The following is a 21,346-nucleotide window of genomic DNA, read 5'->3' on the forward strand; positions in this document are numbered from 1 at the left end:
GCGTTGTAGTTGGTGATGGTCAGGGTGTTGCCAAAACCGGTGGGTTCGGATTGCGGGAAAGTCGAAACCGCACCATTCGTGACGATGCTGATACCGCCCACGGTAAGGTTTTTCAAACCATCCAGCGCCGTCACGGTGAAGGTCCCGGATTGGGTCAACGCAGAGCCATCAATGGCGCTGCCCAGCGGCAGGTTTTTCTCATAGACGGTGACTTCGCCGCCATTTACCTCAAGACCGGTCAACACCACCGGATCGTCGTTGTTATGCACCTGCAAGACGAGATTGGCCGGGCTGGTATCACCGTCGGCGTCCGTCAACGTGTAGGTGAAGGTTTCAGTCCCGTTGCCTCCGCCATTCAGGGCAAGGAATTGCGTATCGGTCTTGTCCAGGGTGTAGGTGTAGCTGCCATCGGCCAGCAAGTTCAAGGTGCCGTAGGTGCCGATGATGGTTGCGGGCGTCACCGGACCTGTAGGGATGCGGTCAGCGCCCTGCACATCGTTGCCCAGCACGCTGCCGGTCAGGATCAGTTGGCTCTCAGAGGCCACTTGCGCATTACTGTCATCGGTCGCCGTCGGAACATCGTCGACCACGTTGACATCCAGCGAGCCAGTGGCGCTGCTGTTGTTGCTGTCGGTCGCCACGACCGTAAACGACTCGTTGATGCTGTTGGCATCAGCCCCAGTTGGGTGGCTATCGGTGCCGTTGAGGGTGTAGCTGTAGCTGATCACGCCAGTGATGGCGTCGTAGTTGGTGATGGTCAGCGTATTACCAAAACCGGTGGGTTCGGATTGCGGGAAGGCCGAAACCGCACCATTCGTGACGATGCTGATACCGCCCACGGTAAGGTTTTTCAAACCATCCAACGCCGTCACGGTGAAGGTCCCGGACTGGGTCAATGCAGAGCCATCATTGGCACTGCCCAACGGCAGGTTTTTCTCGTAGACGGTGACTTCGCCGCCATTTACCTCAAGACCGGTCAACACCACCGGATCGTCGTTGTTATGCACCTGCAAGACGAGATTGGCCGGGCTGGTATCACCGTCGGCATCCGTCAACGTATAGGTGAAGGTTTCAGTCCCATTGCCACCACCGTTCAGGGCCAGGAATTGTGTATCGGTCTTGTCCAGGGTGTAGGTGTAGCTGCCATCAGCCAGCAAATTCAGGGTGCCGTAGGTGCCGATGATGGTCGCGGGTGTCACCGGGCCAGTAGGGATGCGGTCAGCACCTTGCACATCATTGCCCAGCACGCTGCCGGTCAGGATCAGTTGGCTCTCAGAGGCCACTTGCGCATTACTGTCATCGGCCGCCGTCGGCACATCGTCCACCACGCTGATATGCAGCGTGCCAGTGGCCGTGCTGTTGTTGGTGTCATTGGCGATCACGCTGAAGCTTTCGCTCAGCTCATTGGCCCCAGCGGCCAGCGGATGCGCCTCAGTGCCCGTCAGGGTGTAGCTGTAGCTGATCACCCCGGTGCCCGCATCAAACCCGGTGATGGTCAGGGTATTGCCCAGTCCGGTGGCGATCGATTGCGGGAAGCCGGCGGTGACACCGCCGGATACCACGCTGATCCCGCCCACTGACAAGTTCTGTAAACCATCCACCGCCGACACCGTCAGGCTGCCGGTACGGGTCAGTGCGCCAGCATCGGGACTGCTGCCGTCCACCAGGTTTTTTTCATAAAGCGTCAGGTCGGCGACATTGACACTGATGCCACCGATCACCACGGGGTCATCGTTGTTATGCACTTGCAGCACCAGGTTGGCGGTGCTGGTGTCGCCGTCGGCGTCGGTCAGGGTGTAGGTGAAGGTTTCGGTGCCATTGCCGCCGCCCAGCAGCGCTACAAAGTCAGGATCGCCGGTGTTCAGTGTGTAGGTGTAACTGCCATCGGCAGCCAGGACCAGAGTCCCGTATTGACCCGTGAAGCTACCGCCGACAATCGGGCCGCTGGCGACGCGGTCGGCGCCCTGGGTATCGTTGTCCAGGACATTGCCGACAAGGGTCAACAGGCTTTCCGATGCGCTGCCTTCATGGCTGTCATCCCGCGCCTTGGGGACATCGTCGATAACCGTGATATCCAGCGAACCCGTGGCGGTGTCGTTGTCGCTATCGATGGCAACCACCGCAAAGTTTTCGCCGAGACTGTTGGTTCCAGCTCCCGACGGATGGGCCTCATTGCCCGTCAATGTGTAGCTGTAGCTGATCACCCCGGTGGCCGCGTTATACCCGGTAATACTCAAGGTATTGCCCAACCCGGTGGTGATGCTTTGCGGGAAACTGCTGGCCACCCCGCCGCTGACCACGCTGATGCCGCCCACCGTCAGGCTCTGCAGGCCATCGGGCGCCGAGACGTTGAAGGTGCCGCTTTGCACCAGCGCTGCCGGATTGCTGGCCGAGCCTTGGGCAAGATTGGCCTCGTTGAGCGTCAACTCGCCGCCCTCGACCGCCAGCCCATCCAGGCTCACCGGGTTATCGGGAGGCACCACTACCGGCGGACTATTGCCGGTATCCGGCTGCCCGGCGACCTGGAACAACGGAAACTCTGGAATCGCGCCAAAGCCTGCAGTCGGGAACCCGATGACCGGCTCCACGCGCCCGGCAACTTCGGTCAACAACACAAAGGAGTGCCCACCGCCCAATTCACCGGCCGCGGTGCTGCCGGTCTGGCCGGCGGCCGTGGCTTCACCGGTCTGGGTCGGGTCGGCACCGGCAGCAATGGCTTTTTGCAGTTGCTGCACATCGGTCAACTGCGCCTGGCTGGGCGCAAGGTCTTCAGACCCATGCACCTGCGGCGCCTGGCCGGCCAGCAATTGCGGGGAAAGGCCCAGGCTGCTGTCGCGCCCCAGGGTCAGCTCATGGCCGTTGGTCAGTTGCACCGCCACCGCACCCGCCGCGCCGGTCTGCAGTTGCTCGCCAGCAAACAGTCGGTCGCCTTCGATCAGGCTACGGCGACTGCCATCTCCCGCCACGGCAAAGACTTCCCCAACCACCTTGCTGACAACACCGATTAACTTGGCCATGTGCTTATCTCCCTGTCCGACCCCAGTAGTCGAAACCTCGGTTACGTGCACAAGCGCAACAGATCCGGTGGTCTGGGCCTCGCCCGAAAGTGGCACAAAACTGATTCAAATCAGCCGCCAACCCGCGCTTCAAGCCGTTTGCAGAGAACCTTCCCAGGGACAAAGTGACAAAAAACCGTCACCAGAAAATTCCCTTTTTTCCTCTACCCCATCATCCGCTTGCACTTGCGATTGAACTTTCCTTAAGCCTGAAAACGCGCCAAAGCGCACATAACTCAAGGCTTGTGCTTTGAACAATGTCTTGCTTCGCGCAGAACGCATAAGTTTTTTTGGACATAAACATTATGAGAAATCCTTCTTAGGTCCTCTCGCAAATGTTCTTAGCTCTGTTGTTACAAGCCTGAGACGGTTTGGCCCTATAAATTCGTCAAATAAATGGCGACAGACCAGCAACATTGATCCACAGGAGATGTACCCATGCGCGTCTTGCCCCCCCTCTGCAGCGCGATTCTGATCGCCATGGCCTGCACCAATGCCCAAGCGATGTCGCTGACCCAAGCCATCCAAAGCACGCTGGACACTCACCCGGAACTGAACGCCAGCCGTAACAGCCGGTTGTCAGCCGACGAAGATGTAAAAGTCGCCAAGGGTGGCTTCTACCCCAGCCTCGACCTCAACGCCGCCTACGGCCGTGGCTACAGCGACAACAGCACCACCCGCGCCCGTGGCGGCAATCACCACACCGAGACCGACAACTACACCCAGTCGGAACTGCGCCTGCGCCAGATGCTGTTCGACGGTTTCAACACATCCAATGAAGTGCAGCGCACGGGGGCCGTGGTCAACTCCCGTGCCTATTACACCCGTGGCACTGCCGAAAGCCTGGCCCTGCGCACCGTCGAGGTGTACCTGGAAGTGCTCAAGCGCCGCGACCTGCTGACCCTGGCCAAGAACAATCTGCAGGCCCACCTGCGGGTCACCGACCAGATCGGCCTGCGTACCGAACGCGGCATCGGCAGCACCGCCGACCGCGACCAGTCCACCGCCCGTCGGGCCCTGGCGGACAACAACTACCAAACGGCCATGGTCGACCTGCAAGACGCCGAATCGAACTTCTATAGCGTGGTCGGGCGCATGCCGGACGAACTGGAAAGCCCGGCCTCGATCAAGGGCGAGTTGCCCGCCGACCAACTCGGCGCCCGGCGCAGCATGCTGGAGAACAACCCCTACCTGAAGTCCGCCCAATCCGATGTGATGGCCGCCGAGAGCCAGTACGAAGTGGCCAAATCACCGTTCTATCCACGTTTCGACGCCGAGGCGGCAGTGGGCGCCAATAACAATGTGCAGGGCGACCTGGGCCACGACAACGAATGGCGGGTGGGCGTGGTGATGAACTACAACCTGTTCCGCGGCGGCAGCGACAAGGCCCGCCTGGCGTCGGACTCGCACAAGATCAACCAGGCCATGGACATCCGCAACAACGCCCTGCGCATGCTCAATGAAAACCTCAACCTGGCCTGGCATGCCATGGACAACGCGCGCATCCAGACCCCCACCGCCCGCGAATACGCCGAAACCACCCAGCGCGTGCGTGCGGCCTATCAGGACCAGTTCGGCCTGGGCCAGCGCACCCTGCTGGACCTGCTGGACAGTGAAAACGAGTTGTACAACGCCAACCGGCGCTACACCGAAGTGCGCTACACCGAAGAGTTCTCCATGTACCGCGTGCTGGCCAACATGGGCGAGTTGCTGAACAAGGAGCGCGTGGTCGTACCGGCCGAAGCCATTGCCCAGTCGGAAGTCAGAAGCGAAGCCCACTTGCCTGACCTGAAGTAGCCAACGACGTGGAGCAGACCGCCGTGAGCCAGATGGAACCGCTGAACCCGGGTGTCGACCCGCGCCAGAGCTTTGATGACCCGTTGCTCGACGGCCTGCTGATCCTGTGCAAGCTGCACGGTTGCACTGTCAGCCGCGCCAGCCTGAGCGCCGGGCTGCCCCTGGCAGAGCAACGCATGAGCCTGGACTTGCTGCCACGTGCAGCGGCCCGGGCCAGCTTGCAGGCGCGGGTTTTGCGTCGGGAACTGGGGGCGATTTCGGCACTGAACCTGCCCGTGCTGCTGCTGCTCAAGGAGGGGCGTTGTGCGGTCCTGCGGCGTTGGAGCGAGGATGGCCAGGCGCTGATCCTGCCCAGCGAAGCCGAGGGCGGCGAGCAATGGGTCAGCCGCGCAGAACTCGACGCGGCCTACAGCGGCCAGGCATTGTTCGCACGGCCTCGGCATGAGATCGAAGACCTGCGCGCGCCGCTGGTGCCGCGGGTCGAGGCGTGGTTTCGCGACACCTTGAAGCTGTCGCGCTGGTTATACAGCGATGCGATTCTCGCCAGCTTATTGATCAACCTGCTGGGCCTGATGGTGCCGCTGTTCGTCATGCAGACCTACGACCGCGTGGTGCCGAACCAGGCCACGTCGACCTTGTGGGTGCTGGTGATCGGCCTGCTGATCGGCACGGGGTTCGAGCTGGTGCTGCGGGTGGTCCGCGCCCACTTGCTGGACACCGCCGGCAAGAAAACCGACGTGATTCTGTCGGCAACCCTGTTCGAACGCATCACCGGCATGTCGATGAAGGCGCGCCCGGCCACCATCGGTGGTTTTGCCCAGAGCATCCATGACTTCCAGGGCCTGCGCGAATTCCTCACCGCCGTGACCCTCACCAGCCTGATCGACCTGCCCTTCGCCGTGCTGATGCTGGTGGTGATCGGCCTGCTCGGTGGTTGGCTGGTGATCATCCCTTTGTGCGCGTTCCCGCTGACCATCGGTTTTGCGATGCTGATCCAGGCCCGCCTGCGCGATACCGTGCAAAAAAGCCTGAGCCTGGGCGCCGAACGCCAGGCACTGTTGATCGAAACCCTCGGCGGCCTGGAAACCCTCAAGGCCTGCAGCGCTGAAAGCGAGCGCCAGCACCAATGGGAAAGTACCCATGGCGCCCTCACCCGCCTCGACAGCCATGCGCGCAACCTCTCGGCGCTGGCCACCAACGGCACCCTGTTCATCCAACAGTTTTCCGGGATGGCGACCATTGTCGCCGGGGTCTACAGCATTATTGCCGGCAGCCTCAGCGTCGGTGCGCTGGTGGCCACCTACATGCTCGGCAGCCGGGTATTGGCGCCGCTGGGGCAGATCGCCGGGTTGATCACACGCTACCAGCAGGCGCAATTGACCATGCGCAGTACCGACGCGCTGATGGCCCTGCCCCAGGAGCGCGACCCGCAACAGCGCCCGCTGGAACGCACGCAACTGACAGGTGCCCTGGAAGTCAGCCAGGTGACCTTCCGCTACGCCGGGCAGAACGCCCCGGCCCTGAGCCAGGTCAGTTTCCAGCTCAAGGCCGGCGAACGCGTGGGGATTATCGGCCGCAGCGGCTCGGGCAAAAGTACCCTGGGCCGGCTGGTGATGGGCTTTTATACGCCGCAAGAAGGCCAACTGCTGCTCGATGGCCTCGACCTGCGGCAACTGGATGTGGCCGACCTGCGCCAGCAAGTGGGCTATGTCGCCCATGATCTGCCGCTGCTGGCCGGTAGCCTGCGCGATAACCTGACCCTCGGCGCCCGCTATGTCAGCGATGCGCGGATGCTGGAAGTGGCGGAGCTGACCGGCGTCAGCGAACTGGCCCGCCAGCACCCCCAAGGCTTCGACCGGCCGGTGGGCGAGCGCGGGCAGTTGTTGTCGGGCGGCCAACGCCAGGCCGTGCTGCTGGCGCGCGCGCTGCTGCTCGATCCGCCGATCCTGCTGCTGGACGAGCCCACCAGCGCCATGGACAACAGCAGCGAAGAAACCCTGCGCCAGCGCCTGGAAGTGTGGGTCAAGGGCAAGACGTTGCTCCTGGTCACGCACCGCACCTCGATGCTCAGCCTGGTCGACCGCTTGATCGTGCTGGACAACGGCCGCATCGTGGCCGACGGCCCCAAGGAAAGTGTGATCGATGCATTGCGCAAGGGCCGTGTCGGCTCGGCCGCGGTCTAGGAGCCCCACCATGTCAGCCACTCCCTCGTCACCGGGCTACTTCAAGAGTTTTGGCAAAACCGCCGACAGCGAATTCATGCCCGAACTGGCGGGCGCTTCGCTGCAGGATTCGCCGCGCCGTTCACGGATTATCGTGTGGCTTACCGCCGGTCTGATCATCTGCGCCCTGCTGTGGGCCAACTTTGCCGTACTCGATGAAGTGACCATGGGCGAAGGCAAGGCCATCCCGTCAAGCAAAGTGCAGGTGATCCAGAACCTGGAGGGCGGCATCGTCACCCAGATCTACGTGCGCGAAGGGCAGATGGTGGACAAGGGCGACAAGCTGCTGCAACTGGACGACACGCGCTTTCGCTCGAACAAGGGCGAAAGCGAAGTCGACCGCTATGCCCTCACCGCCCAGGTTGAACGCCTGTCCGCCGAGGCCGAGGGGCGGCCGTTCAAATTGTCCGATGAAGTGATCGCCAAGGCCCCGCAAGTGGCCGAGGACGAACGCTCGCTGTTTGAACAACGCCAGCGGCGCCTGAGCAGCGAGCAGCGGACCCTGACCGAACAGTTGCGGCAGAAAACCCAGGAACTGGCGGAGTTTCGTTCCAAGCAGGGCCAATTCAGCTCCAGCCTGGCGCTGTTGCAACAAGAGATGAACATGTCGGCGCCGCTGGTGGGCACCGGCGCGGTATCACCGGTGGAAATCCTGCGCCTCAAACGCAGCGCCGTGGAGATCCGTGGCTCGCTGAACGCCACGACCCTGGCGATTCCCCGCGCGGAGTCGGCGATCAATGAGATCAAGAGCAAGATCGACGAGTCGGTGCAGAGCTTTCGCTCTGAAGCGGCCAAGGAACTCAATGAAAAACGCACTGATCTGTCGAAAATCACCGCCACCAGCATCGCCATTGACGACCGCGTGAGCCGCACCACCGTGGTCTCGCCGGTACATGGGGTGATCAAGCAACTGAAGGTCAACACCATCGGCGGCGTGGTCCAGCCGGGCAGCGACATGGTGGAAATCGTGCCACTGGAAGACAACCTGCTGATCGAGGCCAAAGTGCGGCCCCAGGACGTGGCGTTTTTGCATCCGGGGCAGAAGGCGATGGTCAAATTCAGTGCCTATGACTACACCATCTACGGCGGGCTGGCGGCGAAACTGGAACTGATCGGCGCCGATACGATTACCGACGACAAGGGCAACAGCTTCTATCTGATCCAGGTGCGCACCGATAAGAACCATTTGGGCGGGGATAACAAACCGCTGCTGATCATTCCCGGAATGGTGGCGACGGTGGACATTATTACCGGGGAGAAAAGCGTGCTGGATTACTTGCTCAAGCCGGTGTTGAAGGCGCGGACGGAGGCGATGCGTGAGCGTTGAGGTGACTTTTGGGGGGCAGTCCATTGACCGCGTCGTTCAAGACATGCGCGGTCAATGTGGGAGCTGGCTTGCCTGCGATGGCCTCACCTCGGTGAGCCTGCTAATCACCCCCATGATTGCGCTGGAAAACCTCCTCCCCCATCGCCGCAATCTGCCCCTCGATCAACGCCTCGAACGGCCGCAACAACGGCTCGAATGACTGCGGCGCCTCCAGCACTTGCAACGCCTGCACGATCGCCTCCACCGTCGACAACGCTCCCGGCCCCGGCGCCTTGCGCAACCGATAACGGGACACGGCGCCCGCCGCCAGCGTCACCCGGGGCAACGCCGCCAGCAGCGGGTTGAGGTGCAGCAACTTGCGCGCCTTGCGCCAGGTGCCGTCGGGCACCACCAGCAGCAACGGCAGGTCGGATGGGCTATACGCCTGCAACGGTTGCGCATCCTCGGCGGGAAACAGCAGCCGCGCCTGATACCCCGGCGGGTTGAGCAAGGCCGGCAAATCCTCGAACACTTCGCCCACCACCAGTTGCGCATTGAGCAACCCCAACGCGGCAAGGCGCGCAGTGTTGAGCGCGTGGTTGACCTCGCTGGGATGCTGCAGCAGCAACACCCGGGTACGGCTGTCCAGGCTCGGGATCAACGCACAGAGGCAATGGGTGGTCGGCCGCAGGCAGCGGGGGCATTGGGGTCTGGACATGGTCAGGCCTGATTGAGCTGTGCTTTGAGTAAGTCGCGGAAGGTCTGGATCAACGGCTCGCGGCTGCGCCCACGGCGCATGATCATCGAAAACGGCGCCTGGTAGCCAAAAGTCGCCGGCAGCAGCACTCGCAAATCGCCCTTGTCGGCCCAGGCCTGGGCGTAGTGTTCGGGTAAATAGCCGACATAGGCGCCGGACAGCACCAGGATCAACTGCGCCTCCATGCTTTCCACCGTGGCAGCGCTGTGTTTGAAGCCATGGCGCGCCAGTTCCGCCTGGCTCCAGTAACCACGCCCGACCATGCGTTGCTGGGTAATCACCTGCTCCGGGATACGCCGCTCGCTGAACAGCGGATGCCGCGAGCTGCAGTAGAGCCAGTGCTGTTCGCGGTACAGCGGCATGTAGACCAAGCCACTCATACGGTTGGAAAAAGCGCCGATGGCCAGGTCCAGGCGGTTGTCCTGCACTCCCAATTGCAACTCGTAGGGGCTCATCACCGACAAGTGCAAATGCACCGCCGGGTGCTCAAGGCTGTAGGCACCGATGACTTCGGCGAATGGCAGGGCCTTGTCGCTGACGGTGGAGTCGAGCACACCCAGCTTGAGCGTGCCGCGCAACTCGCCCTTGAGCGCCGCCGCATATTGCTCGAAGCCCTCCAGTTCGCCCAGCAGGCGCAGGGTTTCCTGATGAAACAACTCACCCTTGCTGGTCAGGCTGAAACCGCCACGCCCGCGATGGCACAGCACCAGGCCCAACGCGCCTTCCAACTGGCTCATATAGGTGCTGATGGCCGACGTCGACAGGTTGAGTTCGTGCTGGGCAGAGGCAAACCCCTGGTGGCGTACGACGCTGACGAAGATACGCAGCAGTTTCAGGTCGGGTAAAGCGCTGGCCATGGAACCTCCAGGCAAAAAAATCGGCTGACATAGCCCCCCTTGTAGGAGCGAGCTTGCTCGCGAAAAACGTTAACGATGGCGCGTGCATTCAGAATGCATGCGGCGCTCTCTGGTTTTTCGCGAGCAAGCTCGCTCCTACAGGGAACGGGTTCGGCAATCCGGTGGAGTCTACCTCAGGCATTAGTTCATAAAAATCTGAACTAAGTATTTCCCCACAGCGATTCTTCCCTTGCCCGGCATTTCGCAGAATCAGCCTCTGATAAACACAACAACGATGAGGCACTCCCGTGGACAAGATCTTTCACCAACCACTGGGCGGCAACGAAATGCCGCGCTTTGCCGGCATCGCCACCATGATGCGCCTGCCCCACCTGCAAACCGCTGCCGGCCTGGACGCCGCCTTTGTCGGCGTGCCCCTGGACATCGGCACCTCGCTGCGTGCCGGTACCCGTTTCGGGCCCCGCGAGATCCGTGCCGAGTCGGTGATGATCCGCCCCTACAACATGGCCACCGGCGCTGCGCCGTTCGACTCGCTGTCGGTTGCCGACATCGGTGATGTGGCGATCAACACCTTCAACCTGCTGGACGCCGTGCGCATCATCGAAGAATCCTACGATGAGATCCTCAAGCACGACGTGATCCCGCTGACCCTGGGTGGCGACCACACCATCACCCTGCCGATCCTGCGGGCGATCCACAAGAAGCACGGCAAGGTCGGGCTGGTGCATATCGATGCCCACGCCGACGTCAATGACCATATGTTCGGCGAGAAAATCGCCCACGGCACCACCTTCCGCCGGGCCGTCGAAGAGGGCCTGCTCGATTGCGACCGCGTGGTGCAGATCGGCCTGCGCGCCCAGGGCTATACCGCCGAAGACTTCAACTGGAGCCGCAAACAGGGGTTCCGTGTGGTCCAGGCCGAAGAGTGCTGGCACCAGTCCCTTGCGCCCTTGATGGCCGAAGTTCGGGAAAAGGTCGGCGGCGGCCCGGTGTACCTGAGTTTCGACATCGACGGCATCGACCCGGCCTGGGCACCCGGCACCGGCACCCCGGAAATCGGCGGGCTGACCACTATCCAGGCGATCGAGATCATCCGTGGCTGCCAGGGCCTGGACCTGATTGGTTGTGATCTGGTGGAAGTTTCGCCGCCCTACGACACCACCGGCAACACCTCGTTGCTGGGCGCCAACCTGCTGTACGAAATGCTCTGCGTGCTGCCTGGCGTCACGCACCGTTGATGTAAGACCGATAAACCGGCGGCGCTTCCCGCCGCCCGGACACCTATAAAAATAATAATGGGAGACTCGCCACTATGGCTCTGGATCTATTCGTCGTACTCATCTACGCCGCCGGCATGCTCGTGCTCGGCTATTACGGCATGCGCCGGGCCAAGACCCATGAAGACTACCTGGTCGCCGGTCGCAACCTGGGGCCGACGCTGTACATGGGCACCATGGCCGCGACGGTGCTCGGTGGCGCATCCACCGTGGGCAGCGTGCGCCTGGGTTATGTCCACGGTATTTCCGGCTTCTGGCTCTGCGCAGCACTGGGTGCGGGGATCATTGCGCTGAACCTGTTCCTTGCCAAACCCTTGCTCAAGCTGAAGATCTTCACCGTGACCCAAGTCCTGGAGCAGCGCTACAACCCCATGGCCCGCCAGGCCAGCGGACTGATCATGCTGGCCTATGCGCTGATGCTGGCGGTGACCTCGATCCTGGGGATCGGCACCGTGATGCAAGTGATGTTTGACCTGCCATTCTGGGCAGCAATACTGCTGGGCGGTGTGGTGGTGGTGATCTACTCGACCATTGGCGGCATGTGGTCGCTGACCTTGACCGATATCGTGCAATTCGTGATCAAGACCGTCGGCCTGATGTTTATCCTGCTGCCGATCTGCCTGTACCGCGTGGGCGGCTGGGATGAGCTGGTGGCCAAGCTACCGGCGGCCAGCTTCAGCTTCACCAGTATCGGCTGGGACACCATCCTCACCTACTTCATGATCTATTTCTTCGGCATCCTGATCGGCCAGGACATCTGGCAGCGGGTGTTTACCGCCCGTGACGAAAAGGTCGCCAGGTATGCGGGCACTTTCGCCGGTTTCTACTGCATCCTCTACGGCCTGGCCTGCGCATTGATCGGCATGGCGGCCCACGTGCTGATCCCAGACCTGGGCAACGTCAACAACGCCTTCGCCGCCATCGTCAAACTGTCGTTGCCCGATGGCATCCGCGGCCTGGTGATCGCTGCGGCGCTGGCTGCCATGATGTCCACCGCCAGTGCCGGCCTGCTCGCAGCATCCACCGTACTGACCGAAGACCTGCTGCCACGCCTGCGCGGCGGCAAACAGTCGAGCCTGAACATCAACCGCCTGTTCACCCTGCTCACCGGCATCGCCGTGTTGGGTATCGCCCTGGTGGTCACCGATGTGATCAGCGCACTAACCCTGGCCTACAACCTGCTGGTAGGCGGCATGCTGATCCCATTGATCGGGGCAATCTACTGGAAACGTGCCACCACCTCGGGCGCAATCAGCGCCATGGCACTGGGCGTCACCACGGCGCTGGTGTTCATGATCAAGGATGGCTTGGAGGCAAACACACCGATCTACTACAGCCTGGGTGTGAGCGTGGTGAGTTTCGTGCTGGTGAGTGTGCTGTCGCGTCGACCAGAGGCCACGGCGGCCGACGCAGCCTGAGCAAGGCTTTCTTCAGCGGGTGCGACGTCGGTTGTCGCATCCGTTTTTTTGTTTACTGCCCAGTTTTTTCAAAAAGGTCGTCGCACTCGTCACAGGCAAAATACTGCTCTGACGCCGGACATTGGATGAGTCCAGTAGCTCCCGCCCTTACCTGCCATGTACAGATATGCCCGTTGTACTTCAGGTTGCCCTCCAGATAGCAAGGTGCCCACTCGTAACGGTCATGCAGGGTGCGGCTATCAATCTGCGACGCCCGTTGGAAAAACGCCTGCACACGGTTTGGATCGAGGGGCACGTCAGAAGGCCGGCAGCTCTCGGGCTCTTGGGATTGGAAGCTGGAGATAACAATGCTTTCAAGGTCGGGCGTGTGCAGATTCGTACATCCCGTAAGAGCGAGTAATGCGCCTATAGGCCACGCGTTGATCGTCGTCATTCCCACACCGTGCAAATCCCCATGCTCAATCGCGTAAAACCGACGCAGTACCACTTTGTCGGAAACCAGCATCCCACCACTGTTAACAAACGACATAGCCCTGTCCTCCTTCCTTGAAGAGGGCAGGAATATAAAGCGTGCAAATACAGAAAAGGTCGAGGAAACAGACAAAAGGAAACGTCCGACCAGAGTACTTCCAGAGTCAGACAAAACGAACGCAACTTAATTTAGGAACCAGGTCTTCGACCGGTACAGGGCTATCGCATACAAGCACGCACGCCCCAATCTACTGTGATCCAGGGACAGTGTGACGAGTGATCGCGCCCAAACACCAATGTCTGAGCGCTTTTCAGGCCTTACCTGCGACGCGGACGGCGCTGTTCGTCATCGGTGCGGATAGGCACCGGTTGCAGCGGTGGCTCGATCAAGCCAAGTGCGACGCCGAGGTCGTGCAGCCAGTTTTGCAGTTTTTCTTTCATGGTGCCCCCTTTGAGGGTAGTGCTGAGCAGCTGGAATTCTGTGGCTGCTTCCTACAGATAGTAGTACTAAGTCCCACGCAATGCTTGCTTGAAACCGCAACGAACCATTACTGAATTGATACAAATCCTGACGGGCCGGTCAGGCAATCGCGCGGGGCTCTTGTGCCTGCCGCGTCTTGCCCTCTTGCTGCAGGTCAATCCATGCATTGAGATTAGCCCCGAGCATGCCCTTGCGCCACATCAGCGAGGTGGTGGCATGGGCTTGGCATTGGGTGTAGTGCTTTGCCGGCTGCCGCTCCTGGCGTGTGCATGCAGTTGGTGATGCACGCTTGCGGGTAGTCGCGCCTCACGGTGCGCAACCCAACACGGGCCTGCTGACCGCGTGTTTTGCGCTAGGGAAGTGGCTTGATAGTGGCGGGAGCGCTGCTGTTGCCGCCGGTTTGGCGCAATGATCCATTGCGCCAAACCGGCCAGCCACTGATCAGCTCAGTTCAATGCGATCGGCATGAATCACGATCTGGCCCTGCTTATACAACGCACCAATGGCCTTCTTGAAGTTGCCCTTGCTGACGCCAAACAGGTTGCTGATCACGGTCGGGTCGCTCTTGTCGCTGACCGGCAAGCTGCCGTTGTTTTCACGCAACTTGGCGAGGATCTTCGAGTTCAGGCTGGACGCCGCTTGCTCGCCGACCGGTTGCAGGCTCAGGCTGATATTGCCATCGGCGCGGATTTCCTTGATGAAGCCCTTCTCTTCCTTGCCCGGACGCAGGAACTTGAACACTTCGTTCTTGTGGATCAGGCCCCAGTGCTTGTTGTTGATGATTGCCTTGAAGCCCATATCAGTGGCTTCGGCAACCAGCAAGTCGACTTCCTGGCCCACGGTGTAGTTGGCCGGGGTCTTGTCCAGGTAACGGTCAAGGCGCGCAGTGGCGGTGATGCGCTTGGTGTGCTTGTCGAGGTAAACGTGTACCACGCAGTATTCACCGGCGGTCAGTTGGCGCTTTTCCTCGGAGTACGGCAGCAACAGGTCCTTGGGCAGGCCCCAGTCGAGGAACACCCCGATGCTGTTGACTTCTACCACTTTCAGGCTGGCAAACTCGCCCACCTGCACTTTCGGTTTTTCGGTGGTCGCGATAAGTTTGTCATCGCTGTCCAGATAAATAAAAACGTTAAGCCAGTCTTCATCTTCACTGGGAATATCTTTGGGAATATAACGATTAGGCAAGAGGATTTCGCCCTCTTGCTCACCGTCCAGATACAAACCAAAGTTAGTGTGTTTAACCACTTGCAAACTGTTGTAGCGCCCGACTAAAGCCATTTCCAATACCCTCATTGCGTGGGCGGCATTCTACCCGAGTTGAAGGCCGCGGTCCCATGTCCAGGCGCGCGCACCCCTGAAAAATCGCGGGCCTACCAAGAATTTTGGCCAATCGCTCCGCTCGTCAGGTCAACCCACAGGTCGGCACCGCTGGCCAGGTGCTATTTTTCACCCGGGGTTTCTATTTAAAACAGCGAGTTAGGGCCCTCAGCCAAACACCAACTTAGGGTATTTATAATAACGCAGCTTATTCCTGGGAGATATTTACCAAGCAATTGTCAAGCATTTCATGTACGATAGCTGGCCAAGTTAATTTTCTACAGGTTAGTGGCCGCCATGCGCGTAAAAGCATCCAACAGCAAAGCAAAGCCAGCTCCCGCCGTTGAAACCAGCGAATCGATCAACAACCAAATCGCCGCGTTCCTCAAGTCTGGCGGCGAAATCCAGCAGATCGCCAAGGGCGTGAGCGGCCAGACCTTCGGCCCGTCCAAGCAGATCACCCTGGGTAAAAAGTAAGCGCGCCAAGCCGCCTACCTGGTCCCTAAGCGCCTTGCCTATCAAGGCGCTAGGACTAGAGCAAGCAACATCCCCCCGACACACACTCAAATCATGCCAATCGACGAACGGGCCTCAACCCCTGACTTTCGCCGGTATGCTTGCACACGTCTAGCACGGGCGTTTGCCCGATTCCTTCTGTTACTGCTCCTCGCTTTTCATGGAGTGACGCATGCTCAAACCCTGCATTTTCCTGGTCAGCGCCCTGCTCGCCAGCCCCCTTGCCGAAGCGCAGGTGTTCCAGCGTGAGTTGGGTGACTTCGACCTGAAACTGGGTACCACGCCCAGCCGCAGCATGGCCCAGGGCCTAGTCAAACCCACGTCACCGGGCAGCAACTCGTTCCACGGCGGCCTCGACCTGAGCCACGCCAGCGGCCTGTATTTCGGCCAGTTCTCGCCGAGCATGGGCCTGTCGCCTGCAAACAACCTCGAAGTCGACTCCTATATGGGCTTCAAGCGCCCGTTCGACCAGACCCTGGGCTATGAACTGGGGATGATTCACTACAGCTACCCCAAGCTGAGCCCCCTCGACAGCCAGGAGTTCTACGGCGGCCTGAATGTGCTGGGCAATCGGTTTGGCGTTTCACTGGGCAACGACCCCGACCGCCGCGACAGCACCCTGTTTGCCGACCTCGGCGGCACCCAGCCGTTTGGTATTGGCGTTAGCATGAAGTACACCACCCATCAATTGGGCACCCCAGCGGCAGTGGATGGTGGCTCGATTCGCAGTTTCAGCGACTGGTCGGTGAAATTCTCCCGGCCGTGGATGGGCATCGACCTGGACCTGATCTACAGCGACTCCAACCTCAGCGGCAGCGACTGCTCGGCCTACTCCGGACACAATTCGCAATGTGATGGCCTGTTGACCTTGAAGGCCGAGCGGTCGTTTTATTGATGGGCTGAACTGTCGCGCCACTGGCGGGTTCAGATGAACACCCCTGGCCCGCACAAGGACACGCCCATGCTGCGTCGGTTAAAACTGCTGGTAGTCTTGCTGACCTTGAGCGCCGCTCTGGCTGGCTGTAGCCGTGTCGACCTGGCCTATCGCAACCTCGACGTGATCATCCCCTGGACCCTCAACGACTACCTGGACATGAACCCAGGGCAGAAGAGCTGGTTCAACGATACCCTCAAGGAACACCTGGCCTGGCATTGCACCACTCAATTGCCGGGTTACCTGGGCTGGCTCGACCGCCTGCAACAGATGGTCGCCAACCATCAAGTGACAGACGCCACACTGCAAGCCCGCACCCTTGAAGCCAAACAAGCGATTGCCGACGTTGCCCGGCAAATCACGCCATCAGCCATCGAGTTGCTGCGCGGGCTGGATGAACAACAGGTGCACGAGATGGACCTGGCACTGGCCAAGGATCTGCGTAAACGCCAGGACGAATACCTCAAGCCGCCCCTGGCGCAACAGATCAAGGACCGCAGCGAGCGCATGAGCAAACGCCTGGATGGCTGGTTGGGCCCGTTGAGCGCCAGTCAGCAAGAACGTGTGCGCAACTGGTCCACCGCCCTGGGTGCACAGAACCAACAATGGATCGGCAACCGCGCCCAGTGGCAGGCGCAGTTCATCGCGGCGCTCGATCAACGGGCAAACAGCGACTTCCCGCAGAGGATGGAGCAACTGCTGGTGGACCGTGAAAGCCTGTGGACCGCCGACTATCGCCAGGCCTATGCCCAGACCGAAGCCGCGGCCCGCAGCCTGCTGGTGGACTTGATGGCCGAAAGCACAGTGCAGCAGCGCCAGAAACTGGTGCAGAAAATCGACAAGGTGCGCAGCGACTTCCAGTCACTCAAGTGTCTCAAGGGCAGCCAAGCCTAGTCCGGCGACATCGGGCCCAATGTCCCCAGCCACGCGACCAGTCCGAGGATCAGCAACACCGCGCCAAACTCCAGGCTCAAGCTGCGCCGCAGGGCACGACAGGCCACCGTGTACTCGCCAGCATCCACCGCCCGTTGCATGAACGGGCTCAGATGGAAGCGGTTGAGTGCCGCCATCCCCAGCATCACGCCAAACAGCGCCAGTTTCAGGCTGAGTAAAATGCCGTAGGTGCCACTCGTGATGCCATCCAGGTTCGGCCCGACAATAAACAGGTAATTCACCACGCCGGTCAGTATCAACACCGTCACCAGCGCCGCGCCGATCACCTCAAAGCCGGTCAGTGCCCTGGCCAGGATCCTTGCACGCTGAATGTCCTGCACACTGCCTGGCATCAACAACAACCCAAACGCCGCCAATGCCCCGACCCACGCGCCGGCCGCCAACAGATGTGCACTGTCCGCGATCAGGTGCCAGGCCCGCAGCGCTCCGTCATCCATCGCACCATGACCGGCCCAGGCCAGTGTCGCCAGGGCGACACCCGCGGCCCAGGTCGCCAGCCACAGACCGGCACTGGGCCATCTTGCACTGGTCAAGACAGCCAGAACGGCCACCAACATCGCGCCGATACGCAGCATCCAGGTCAAGCCCAACTCGGTCTGCCACAGCATCATCTGCAGATGCGGCCCAAGCGCCTGCCACTCTTGCTCGCCACTCATGGCCTGAGTCATAACCAGCAACGAAGCCATCGAAAGCAACACGCCAAGAAGCGCGGCACCGACCAGCCAGCCCTTGAAATTCAACACAGCACCGGATATCCGCTCCGATGCCTTCAGACCATACAGACCAAACAAGCCCAAGCCGAACAGCAGCATCAAGTCCAGATACAGCGCAAACCGCAAGGCGACGCCCACTGAATCACTCATGGCTGGACGCTGAACACCACATCGCCGGTAATGGGGTGGGTGTCAGACGACACCGCGCGCCAGTCCACCCGGTAAGTCCCGGCCGGCAACGGCGCCGCAGGCTTGATCAGCATCACCTTGGGGTCGCTGCTGCCCGACACACTGGCTTTGATTGGCATGGGCGAATGGGCCATACCGGGCATCGCGGTCATGATCAGCTTGGCCCCGGAAAACTGGGTCATCAGGTTTTCCGAAAAGTGCAACTCGATGGTCTCGGGCGCCGGCCCGCTTGCCCCGGCCGCTGGCAGTGAAGACAGCAACTTCGGATGGGCCCAAGAAGGTCCACTGAGCAATAATCCAGAACACAGCGCAACCGCCACCAACGTAGTTTTAAACACAGACATGCAAGGCTCCTGGCCGCTCATGGCGGCAGGTTATAGGTAGAGTTGTTTAATCAGCATCCATCAAAACCACAGGCGTACACCCAGTACCCAGCGCACCTCGCTGCGGTCCTCGCCCTCGTCCCTGGCGTACTCGGCCGTCTGGCCGTAGGCACGATTCCAGGTCACACCGACATAAGGCGCAAACTCGCGACGAATTTCGTAGCGCAACCGGACCCCGACCTCGGTTTCCGAAAGGCCTGAACCAATCCCGCGTCCGGGATCGTTTTTCCCGTAGAAATTAACTTCGGCGGTAGGCTGCAGCACCAGCCGATTGGTCAGCAAAATATCGTAGTCCCCTTCAAGGCGCGCAGCGGTCTGCCCACCTTCACCGACAAACAGCGTGGCCTCGGCATCAAAGTTGTACAGGGCCATGCCTTGCAAGCCGAACGCCGCCCAACTCTCGCTGTCACCGGGCTTGAAGTCCTGGCGCAGACCGGCCACTACGTCCCACCAGGGGCTGATGGCATGCCCCCATAGGGCCTGGATCTCGGCTTTTTCAGTCTTGCCCTTGGCGCGCTCACCTTCGGTGCGCAGCCACAAGCGGTCGATATCACCGCCAATCCAGCCCTTGGCATCCCAACCCACGGCGCGGCCATCGTCAGAGCCTTGCCATTCCAGTTGATTGATCACAAACAATGAGTTGATGCCACTGTCATGCACCATATGCCCGCCCGGGGCGTTGTAGACCGCGGCGCGATCAGCGTCGGTCAACGGTGGAATCGGCGTACGACTCTGGCTGGTCGCCACCGGTTTGGCTGGCGTCATGCCCTGCATCTGGCTGTGGTCCATGGTTTCGGCGCTGACCAGCGCTACGGGGGCAAATGTTGCGATCAGCAGCGCTACGGGACGAAATAGATGGCTCATGCTCGGTTCCTCATTCTTGCACCCGGACTTCACGGAACATGCCCATTTCCATGTGGTACAGCAGATGGCAGTGATAGGCCCAACGCCCTAGGGCATCGGCCGTTACCCGGTAGCTGCGGCGCGATCCCGGCGGCATGTCGATGGTGTGTTTGCGCACCATGAACTGGCCGTTTTCGTCTTCCAGGTCACTCCACATGCCATGCAGGTGAATCGGGTGGGTCATCATGGTGTCGTTGACCAGCACCACCCGCACCCGCTCGCCATAAGTCAGCCTCAGCGGCTCGGCATCGGAGAACTTCACCCCGTCAAAGGACCAGGCAAACTTCTCCATATGCCCCGTGAGGTGCAACTCGATGGTGCGACTGGGCTCGCGGCCGTCGGGGTCTTCAAAGGTGCTGCGCAAATCGGCATAGGCCAGGACCTTGCGCCCGTTGTTGCGCAAGCCGATGCCCGGGTCGTCGAGCTTGGGTGAGGTGCTCATCGCCTGCATGTCTACCAGCGGGTTGTTGTTTTCGCTGGCCGGATGGCTTTGCATTGGCATCGCCATCGACATCCCCGCCATGGCGCCGTGGTCCATGCCCTCCATCGCCCCGCCGGACATACCTTGCATAGCCCCACCGTCCATACCGGTCATCTGACTGTGATCCATGGCCGGCATATCAGCCATGGTCCCATGATCCATGGCACCGTGGTCCATCCCGCCCATCCCCATGTCGTCCATGGTCAGCCAGAGGCGAGGGTCCAGCGCAGGGACCGGCGCCAGCAAGCCCGGCTCACGGCTGAGGGTGCCGCGTGCGTAGCCGGTGCGGTCCATGGATTGGGCGAACAGGGTGTAGGCGGCTTCGCTCGGCTCGACGATCACGTCGTAGGTCTCAGCCACGGCGATGCGGAACTCGTCCACGCTGACCGGTTTCACCGGCTGGCCGTCGGCCGCCACCACCGTCATCTTCAGGCCCGGAATACGCACATCGAAGTAGGTCATGGCCGAGCCGTTGATAAAGCGCAGGCGGATCTTCTCGCCGGTGCGGAACAGCCCGGTCCAGTTTTGCGCAGGTGGCTGGCCGTTCATCAAGAAGGTGTAGGTCGCGCCGCTGACATCCGCCAAGTCCGTGGGATTCATCTTCATTTGCGCCCACATCAGACGGTCGGCGGCGGTGGCCGACCAGCCCTTCTCGGCCACATCCTTGATGAAGTCGCCCACGGTGGGCTTATGGAAGTTGTAGTAATCGGATTGTTTCTTCAGGGTTTTCATCAGGCTGGCGGGGTCTTCATCGGTCCAGTCCGTCAGCATCACCACGTAGTCACGCTGGTACGTGAAGGGTTCGGGCTCCCTGGGATCGATCACCAACGGGCCGTAGACCCCTTGCTGCTCCTGGAACCCCGAGTGGCTGTGATACCAGTAGGTCCCATGCTGGTTGAGCTTGAATTGATAGACATACACCCCGCCCGGCTCGATCCCCTTGAAACTGAGGCCCGGCACACCATCCATGTTGGCCGGCAGGATAATCCCATGCCAGTGGATCGACGTCGGCTCTGCCAGGCGATTACGCACGCGCAGGGTCACGGTATCGCCTTCACGCCAGCGCAGCAGCGGGCCCGGCAAACTGCCATTGATGGTCAGCGCGGTGCGCACGTTGCCGGTGATATTGACCGGGGTCTGGCCGATAAACAGCTCAAACTCGCTGCCTGCCAATACGCCCGGCTGGCCTGGGCTGGCCAGGGCCCACACGGGCGGGCGCCACAGCCCTGCCCCACCCAGCAAGCCGACCGCTGCCAAGCCTTTGACGAAGGTTCGTCGAGAAGTGTTGGAGTGCATGCCGATTCCATTCCCGTC

At 60.9% G+C, this 21,346-nt stretch carries 18 protein-coding genes and 2 pseudogenes; 9 read left to right on the plus strand and 11 right to left on the minus strand.

All coding sequences use genetic code 11. From position 1 onward, the window contains the following. A partial coding sequence (locus tag H097_RS26095; RefSeq protein WP_032863457.1) for a retention module-containing protein occupies positions 1 to 3,017 on the minus strand: 3,017 nt, incomplete at its 3' end. A gap of 477 nt (positions 3,018 to 3,494) precedes the next feature. Between H097_RS26095 and H097_RS26100 the strand changes: the two genes are divergently transcribed. From H097_RS26100 to H097_RS26110, 3 genes are read left to right on the plus strand one after another with little or no spacing between them, the layout of a single operon-like run. Continuing rightward, the gene (locus tag H097_RS26100) at positions 3,495 to 4,853 is read left to right on the plus strand and encodes a TolC family outer membrane protein (RefSeq protein WP_032863458.1); all 1,359 of its coding nucleotides are present in this window, start codon (positions 3,495 to 3,497) and stop codon (positions 4,851 to 4,853) included. 23 nt (positions 4,854 to 4,876) lie between these two features. Next, a complete protein-coding gene (locus H097_RS26105) occupies positions 4,877 to 7,036 on the plus strand; it encodes a type I secretion system permease/ATPase (protein WP_032863459.1) in 2,160 nt (719 codons plus the stop codon). 10 nt (positions 7,037 to 7,046) lie between these two features. Beyond that, positions 7,047 to 8,402 (plus strand): HlyD family type I secretion periplasmic adaptor subunit, encoded by a 1,356-nt coding sequence (locus H097_RS26110; RefSeq protein WP_032863460.1) that lies wholly within the window; start codon positions 7,047 to 7,049, stop codon positions 8,400 to 8,402. Between the two features lie 100 nt (positions 8,403 to 8,502). Here the strand turns inward: H097_RS26110 and H097_RS26115 are convergent, their stop codons facing one another. Both H097_RS26115 and H097_RS26120 read right to left on the minus strand, forming a co-directional pair. Next, the gene (locus H097_RS26115; protein WP_032863461.1) at positions 8,503 to 9,099 is read right to left on the minus strand and encodes a DTW domain-containing protein; all 597 of its coding nucleotides are present in this window, start codon (positions 9,097 to 9,099) and stop codon (positions 8,503 to 8,505) included. Positions 9,100 to 9,101: 2 nt separating this feature from the next. Continuing rightward, positions 9,102 to 9,995, minus strand: a complete 894-nt coding sequence (locus H097_RS26120) for a LysR family transcriptional regulator (RefSeq protein WP_032863462.1) — start codon at positions 9,993 to 9,995, stop codon at positions 9,102 to 9,104. A gap of 287 nt (positions 9,996 to 10,282) precedes the next feature. Here H097_RS26120 and speB point away from each other — a divergent pair, with 287 nt between their 5' ends. Both speB and H097_RS26130 read left to right on the plus strand, forming a co-directional pair. Further along, positions 10,283 to 11,233: an agmatinase gene (gene speB, locus H097_RS26125; RefSeq protein WP_032863463.1), complete on the plus strand. Its 951-nt coding sequence runs from the start codon at positions 10,283 to 10,285 to the stop codon at positions 11,231 to 11,233. 74 nt (positions 11,234 to 11,307) lie between these two features. Next, positions 11,308 to 12,690: a sodium:solute symporter gene (locus tag H097_RS26130; protein ID WP_032863464.1), complete on the plus strand. Its 1,383-nt coding sequence runs from the start codon at positions 11,308 to 11,310 to the stop codon at positions 12,688 to 12,690. 52 nt (positions 12,691 to 12,742) lie between these two features. Here H097_RS26130 and H097_RS26135 read toward each other — a convergent pair whose 3' ends face one another. The 3 genes and pseudogenes from H097_RS26135 to H097_RS28275 form a co-directional block, all read right to left on the minus strand. Next, positions 12,743 to 13,219: a hypothetical protein gene (locus H097_RS26135; RefSeq protein ID WP_206575988.1), complete on the minus strand. Its 477-nt coding sequence runs from the start codon at positions 13,217 to 13,219 to the stop codon at positions 12,743 to 12,745. 260 nt (positions 13,220 to 13,479) lie between these two features. Beyond that, positions 13,480 to 13,602: a PA1414 family protein gene (locus H097_RS29055; RefSeq protein ID WP_003210728.1), complete on the minus strand. Its 123-nt coding sequence runs from the start codon at positions 13,600 to 13,602 to the stop codon at positions 13,480 to 13,482. Between the two features lie 139 nt (positions 13,603 to 13,741). Beyond that, positions 13,742 to 13,864: pseudogene (locus H097_RS28275) on the minus strand (LysR family transcriptional regulator); the annotation flags it as partial. On the opposite strand from H097_RS28275, the pseudogene H097_RS28970 reads away from it, so the two are divergent. After that, positions 13,850 to 14,003 (plus strand): annotated as a pseudogene (locus H097_RS28970) (YbfB/YjiJ family MFS transporter); the annotation flags it as partial. The pseudogenes H097_RS28275 and H097_RS28970 overlap by 15 nt on opposite strands. An 80-nt stretch (positions 14,004 to 14,083) precedes the next feature. Here the strand turns inward: H097_RS28970 and H097_RS26140 are convergent. Further along, a complete protein-coding gene (locus H097_RS26140) occupies positions 14,084 to 14,920 on the minus strand; it encodes a S1-like domain-containing RNA-binding protein (RefSeq protein WP_029292380.1) in 837 nt (278 codons plus the stop codon). A gap of 336 nt (positions 14,921 to 15,256) precedes the next feature. On the opposite strand from H097_RS26140, the gene H097_RS26145 reads away from it, so the two are divergent. The 3 genes from H097_RS26145 (at position 15,257) to H097_RS26155 (ending at position 17,303) form a co-directional block, all read left to right on the plus strand. Further along, positions 15,257 to 15,436: a hypothetical protein gene (locus H097_RS26145; RefSeq protein WP_007946007.1), complete on the plus strand. Its 180-nt coding sequence runs from the start codon at positions 15,257 to 15,259 to the stop codon at positions 15,434 to 15,436. A gap of 211 nt (positions 15,437 to 15,647) precedes the next feature. Then, the gene (locus tag H097_RS26150; RefSeq protein ID WP_032863465.1) at positions 15,648 to 16,370 is read left to right on the plus strand and encodes a TorF family putative porin; all 723 of its coding nucleotides are present in this window, start codon (positions 15,648 to 15,650) and stop codon (positions 16,368 to 16,370) included. 66 nt (positions 16,371 to 16,436) lie between these two features. Beyond that, positions 16,437 to 17,303 carry a DUF6279 family lipoprotein gene (locus H097_RS26155; RefSeq protein ID WP_032863466.1) on the plus strand — a complete coding sequence of 289 codons (867 nt, stop codon included), beginning with the start codon at positions 16,437 to 16,439 and terminating at the stop codon, positions 17,301 to 17,303. Here the strand turns inward: H097_RS26155 and copD are convergent. From copD to H097_RS26175, 4 genes are read right to left on the minus strand one after another with little or no spacing between them, the layout of a single operon-like run. Then, the gene (copD, locus tag H097_RS26160) at positions 17,300 to 18,226 is read right to left on the minus strand and encodes a copper homeostasis membrane protein CopD (RefSeq protein WP_032863467.1); all 927 of its coding nucleotides are present in this window, start codon (positions 18,224 to 18,226) and stop codon (positions 17,300 to 17,302) included. The genes H097_RS26155 and copD overlap by 4 nt on opposite strands. Continuing rightward, positions 18,223 to 18,609, minus strand: coding sequence for a copper homeostasis periplasmic binding protein CopC (gene copC / locus H097_RS26165; RefSeq protein ID WP_032863468.1), 387 nt, complete (start codon positions 18,607 to 18,609; stop codon positions 18,223 to 18,225). Before copC ends, copD begins: the two co-directional genes overlap by 4 nt. Positions 18,610 to 18,669: 60 nt before the next feature. Next, the gene (locus H097_RS26170; RefSeq protein ID WP_032863469.1) at positions 18,670 to 19,512 is read right to left on the minus strand and encodes a copper resistance protein B; all 843 of its coding nucleotides are present in this window, start codon (positions 19,510 to 19,512) and stop codon (positions 18,670 to 18,672) included. Between the two features lie 10 nt (positions 19,513 to 19,522). After that, a complete protein-coding gene (locus H097_RS26175) occupies positions 19,523 to 21,328 on the minus strand; it encodes a copper resistance system multicopper oxidase (protein ID WP_032863470.1) in 1,806 nt (601 codons plus the stop codon). Positions 21,329 to 21,346 lie beyond the last annotated feature (18 nt).

The sequence above is a fragment of the Pseudomonas sp. FH4 genome, from assembly GCF_000510915.2.
Taxonomy (GTDB): Bacteria; Pseudomonadota; Gammaproteobacteria; order Pseudomonadales; family Pseudomonadaceae; genus Aquipseudomonas; species Aquipseudomonas brenneri.

What these genes read in the sequence shown, in the direction of transcription:
- H097_RS26100 (WP_032863458.1), top strand. Translation starts at nt 3,495, where the DNA reads ATGCGCGTCTTGCCCCCCCTCTGCAGCGCGATTCTGATCGCCATGGCC.
- H097_RS26110 (WP_032863460.1), top strand. Translation starts at nt 7,047, where the DNA reads ATGTCAGCCACTCCCTCGTCACCGGGCTACTTCAAGAGTTTTGGCAAA.
- H097_RS26115 (WP_032863461.1), bottom strand. Translation starts at nt 9,099, where the DNA reads ATGTCCAGACCCCAATGCCCCCGCTGCCTGCGGCCGACCACCCATTGC.
- H097_RS26120 (WP_032863462.1), bottom strand. Translation starts at nt 9,995, where the DNA reads ATGGCCAGCGCTTTACCCGACCTGAAACTGCTGCGTATCTTCGTCAGC.
- H097_RS26130 (WP_032863464.1), top strand. Translation starts at nt 11,308, where the DNA reads ATGGCTCTGGATCTATTCGTCGTACTCATCTACGCCGCCGGCATGCTC.
- H097_RS26135 (WP_206575988.1), bottom strand. Translation starts at nt 13,219, where the DNA reads ATGTCGTTTGTTAACAGTGGTGGGATGCTGGTTTCCGACAAAGTGGTA.
- H097_RS29055 (WP_003210728.1), bottom strand. Translation starts at nt 13,602, where the DNA reads ATGAAAGAAAAACTGCAAAACTGGCTGCACGACCTCGGCGTCGCACTT.
- H097_RS26140 (WP_029292380.1), bottom strand. Translation starts at nt 14,920, where the DNA reads ATGGCTTTAGTCGGGCGCTACAACAGTTTGCAAGTGGTTAAACACACT.
- H097_RS26145 (WP_007946007.1), top strand. Translation starts at nt 15,257, where the DNA reads ATGCGCGTAAAAGCATCCAACAGCAAAGCAAAGCCAGCTCCCGCCGTT.
- H097_RS26150 (WP_032863465.1), top strand. Translation starts at nt 15,648, where the DNA reads ATGCTCAAACCCTGCATTTTCCTGGTCAGCGCCCTGCTCGCCAGCCCC.
- H097_RS26155 (WP_032863466.1), top strand. Translation starts at nt 16,437, where the DNA reads ATGCTGCGTCGGTTAAAACTGCTGGTAGTCTTGCTGACCTTGAGCGCC.
- copD (WP_032863467.1), bottom strand. Translation starts at nt 18,226, where the DNA reads ATGAGTGATTCAGTGGGCGTCGCCTTGCGGTTTGCGCTGTATCTGGAC.
- copC (WP_032863468.1), bottom strand. Translation starts at nt 18,609, where the DNA reads ATGTCTGTGTTTAAAACTACGTTGGTGGCGGTTGCGCTGTGTTCTGGA.
- H097_RS26170 (WP_032863469.1), bottom strand. Translation starts at nt 19,512, where the DNA reads ATGAGCCATCTATTTCGTCCCGTAGCGCTGCTGATCGCAACATTTGCC.
- H097_RS26175 (WP_032863470.1), bottom strand. Translation starts at nt 21,328, where the DNA reads ATGCACTCCAACACTTCTCGACGAACCTTCGTCAAAGGCTTGGCAGCG.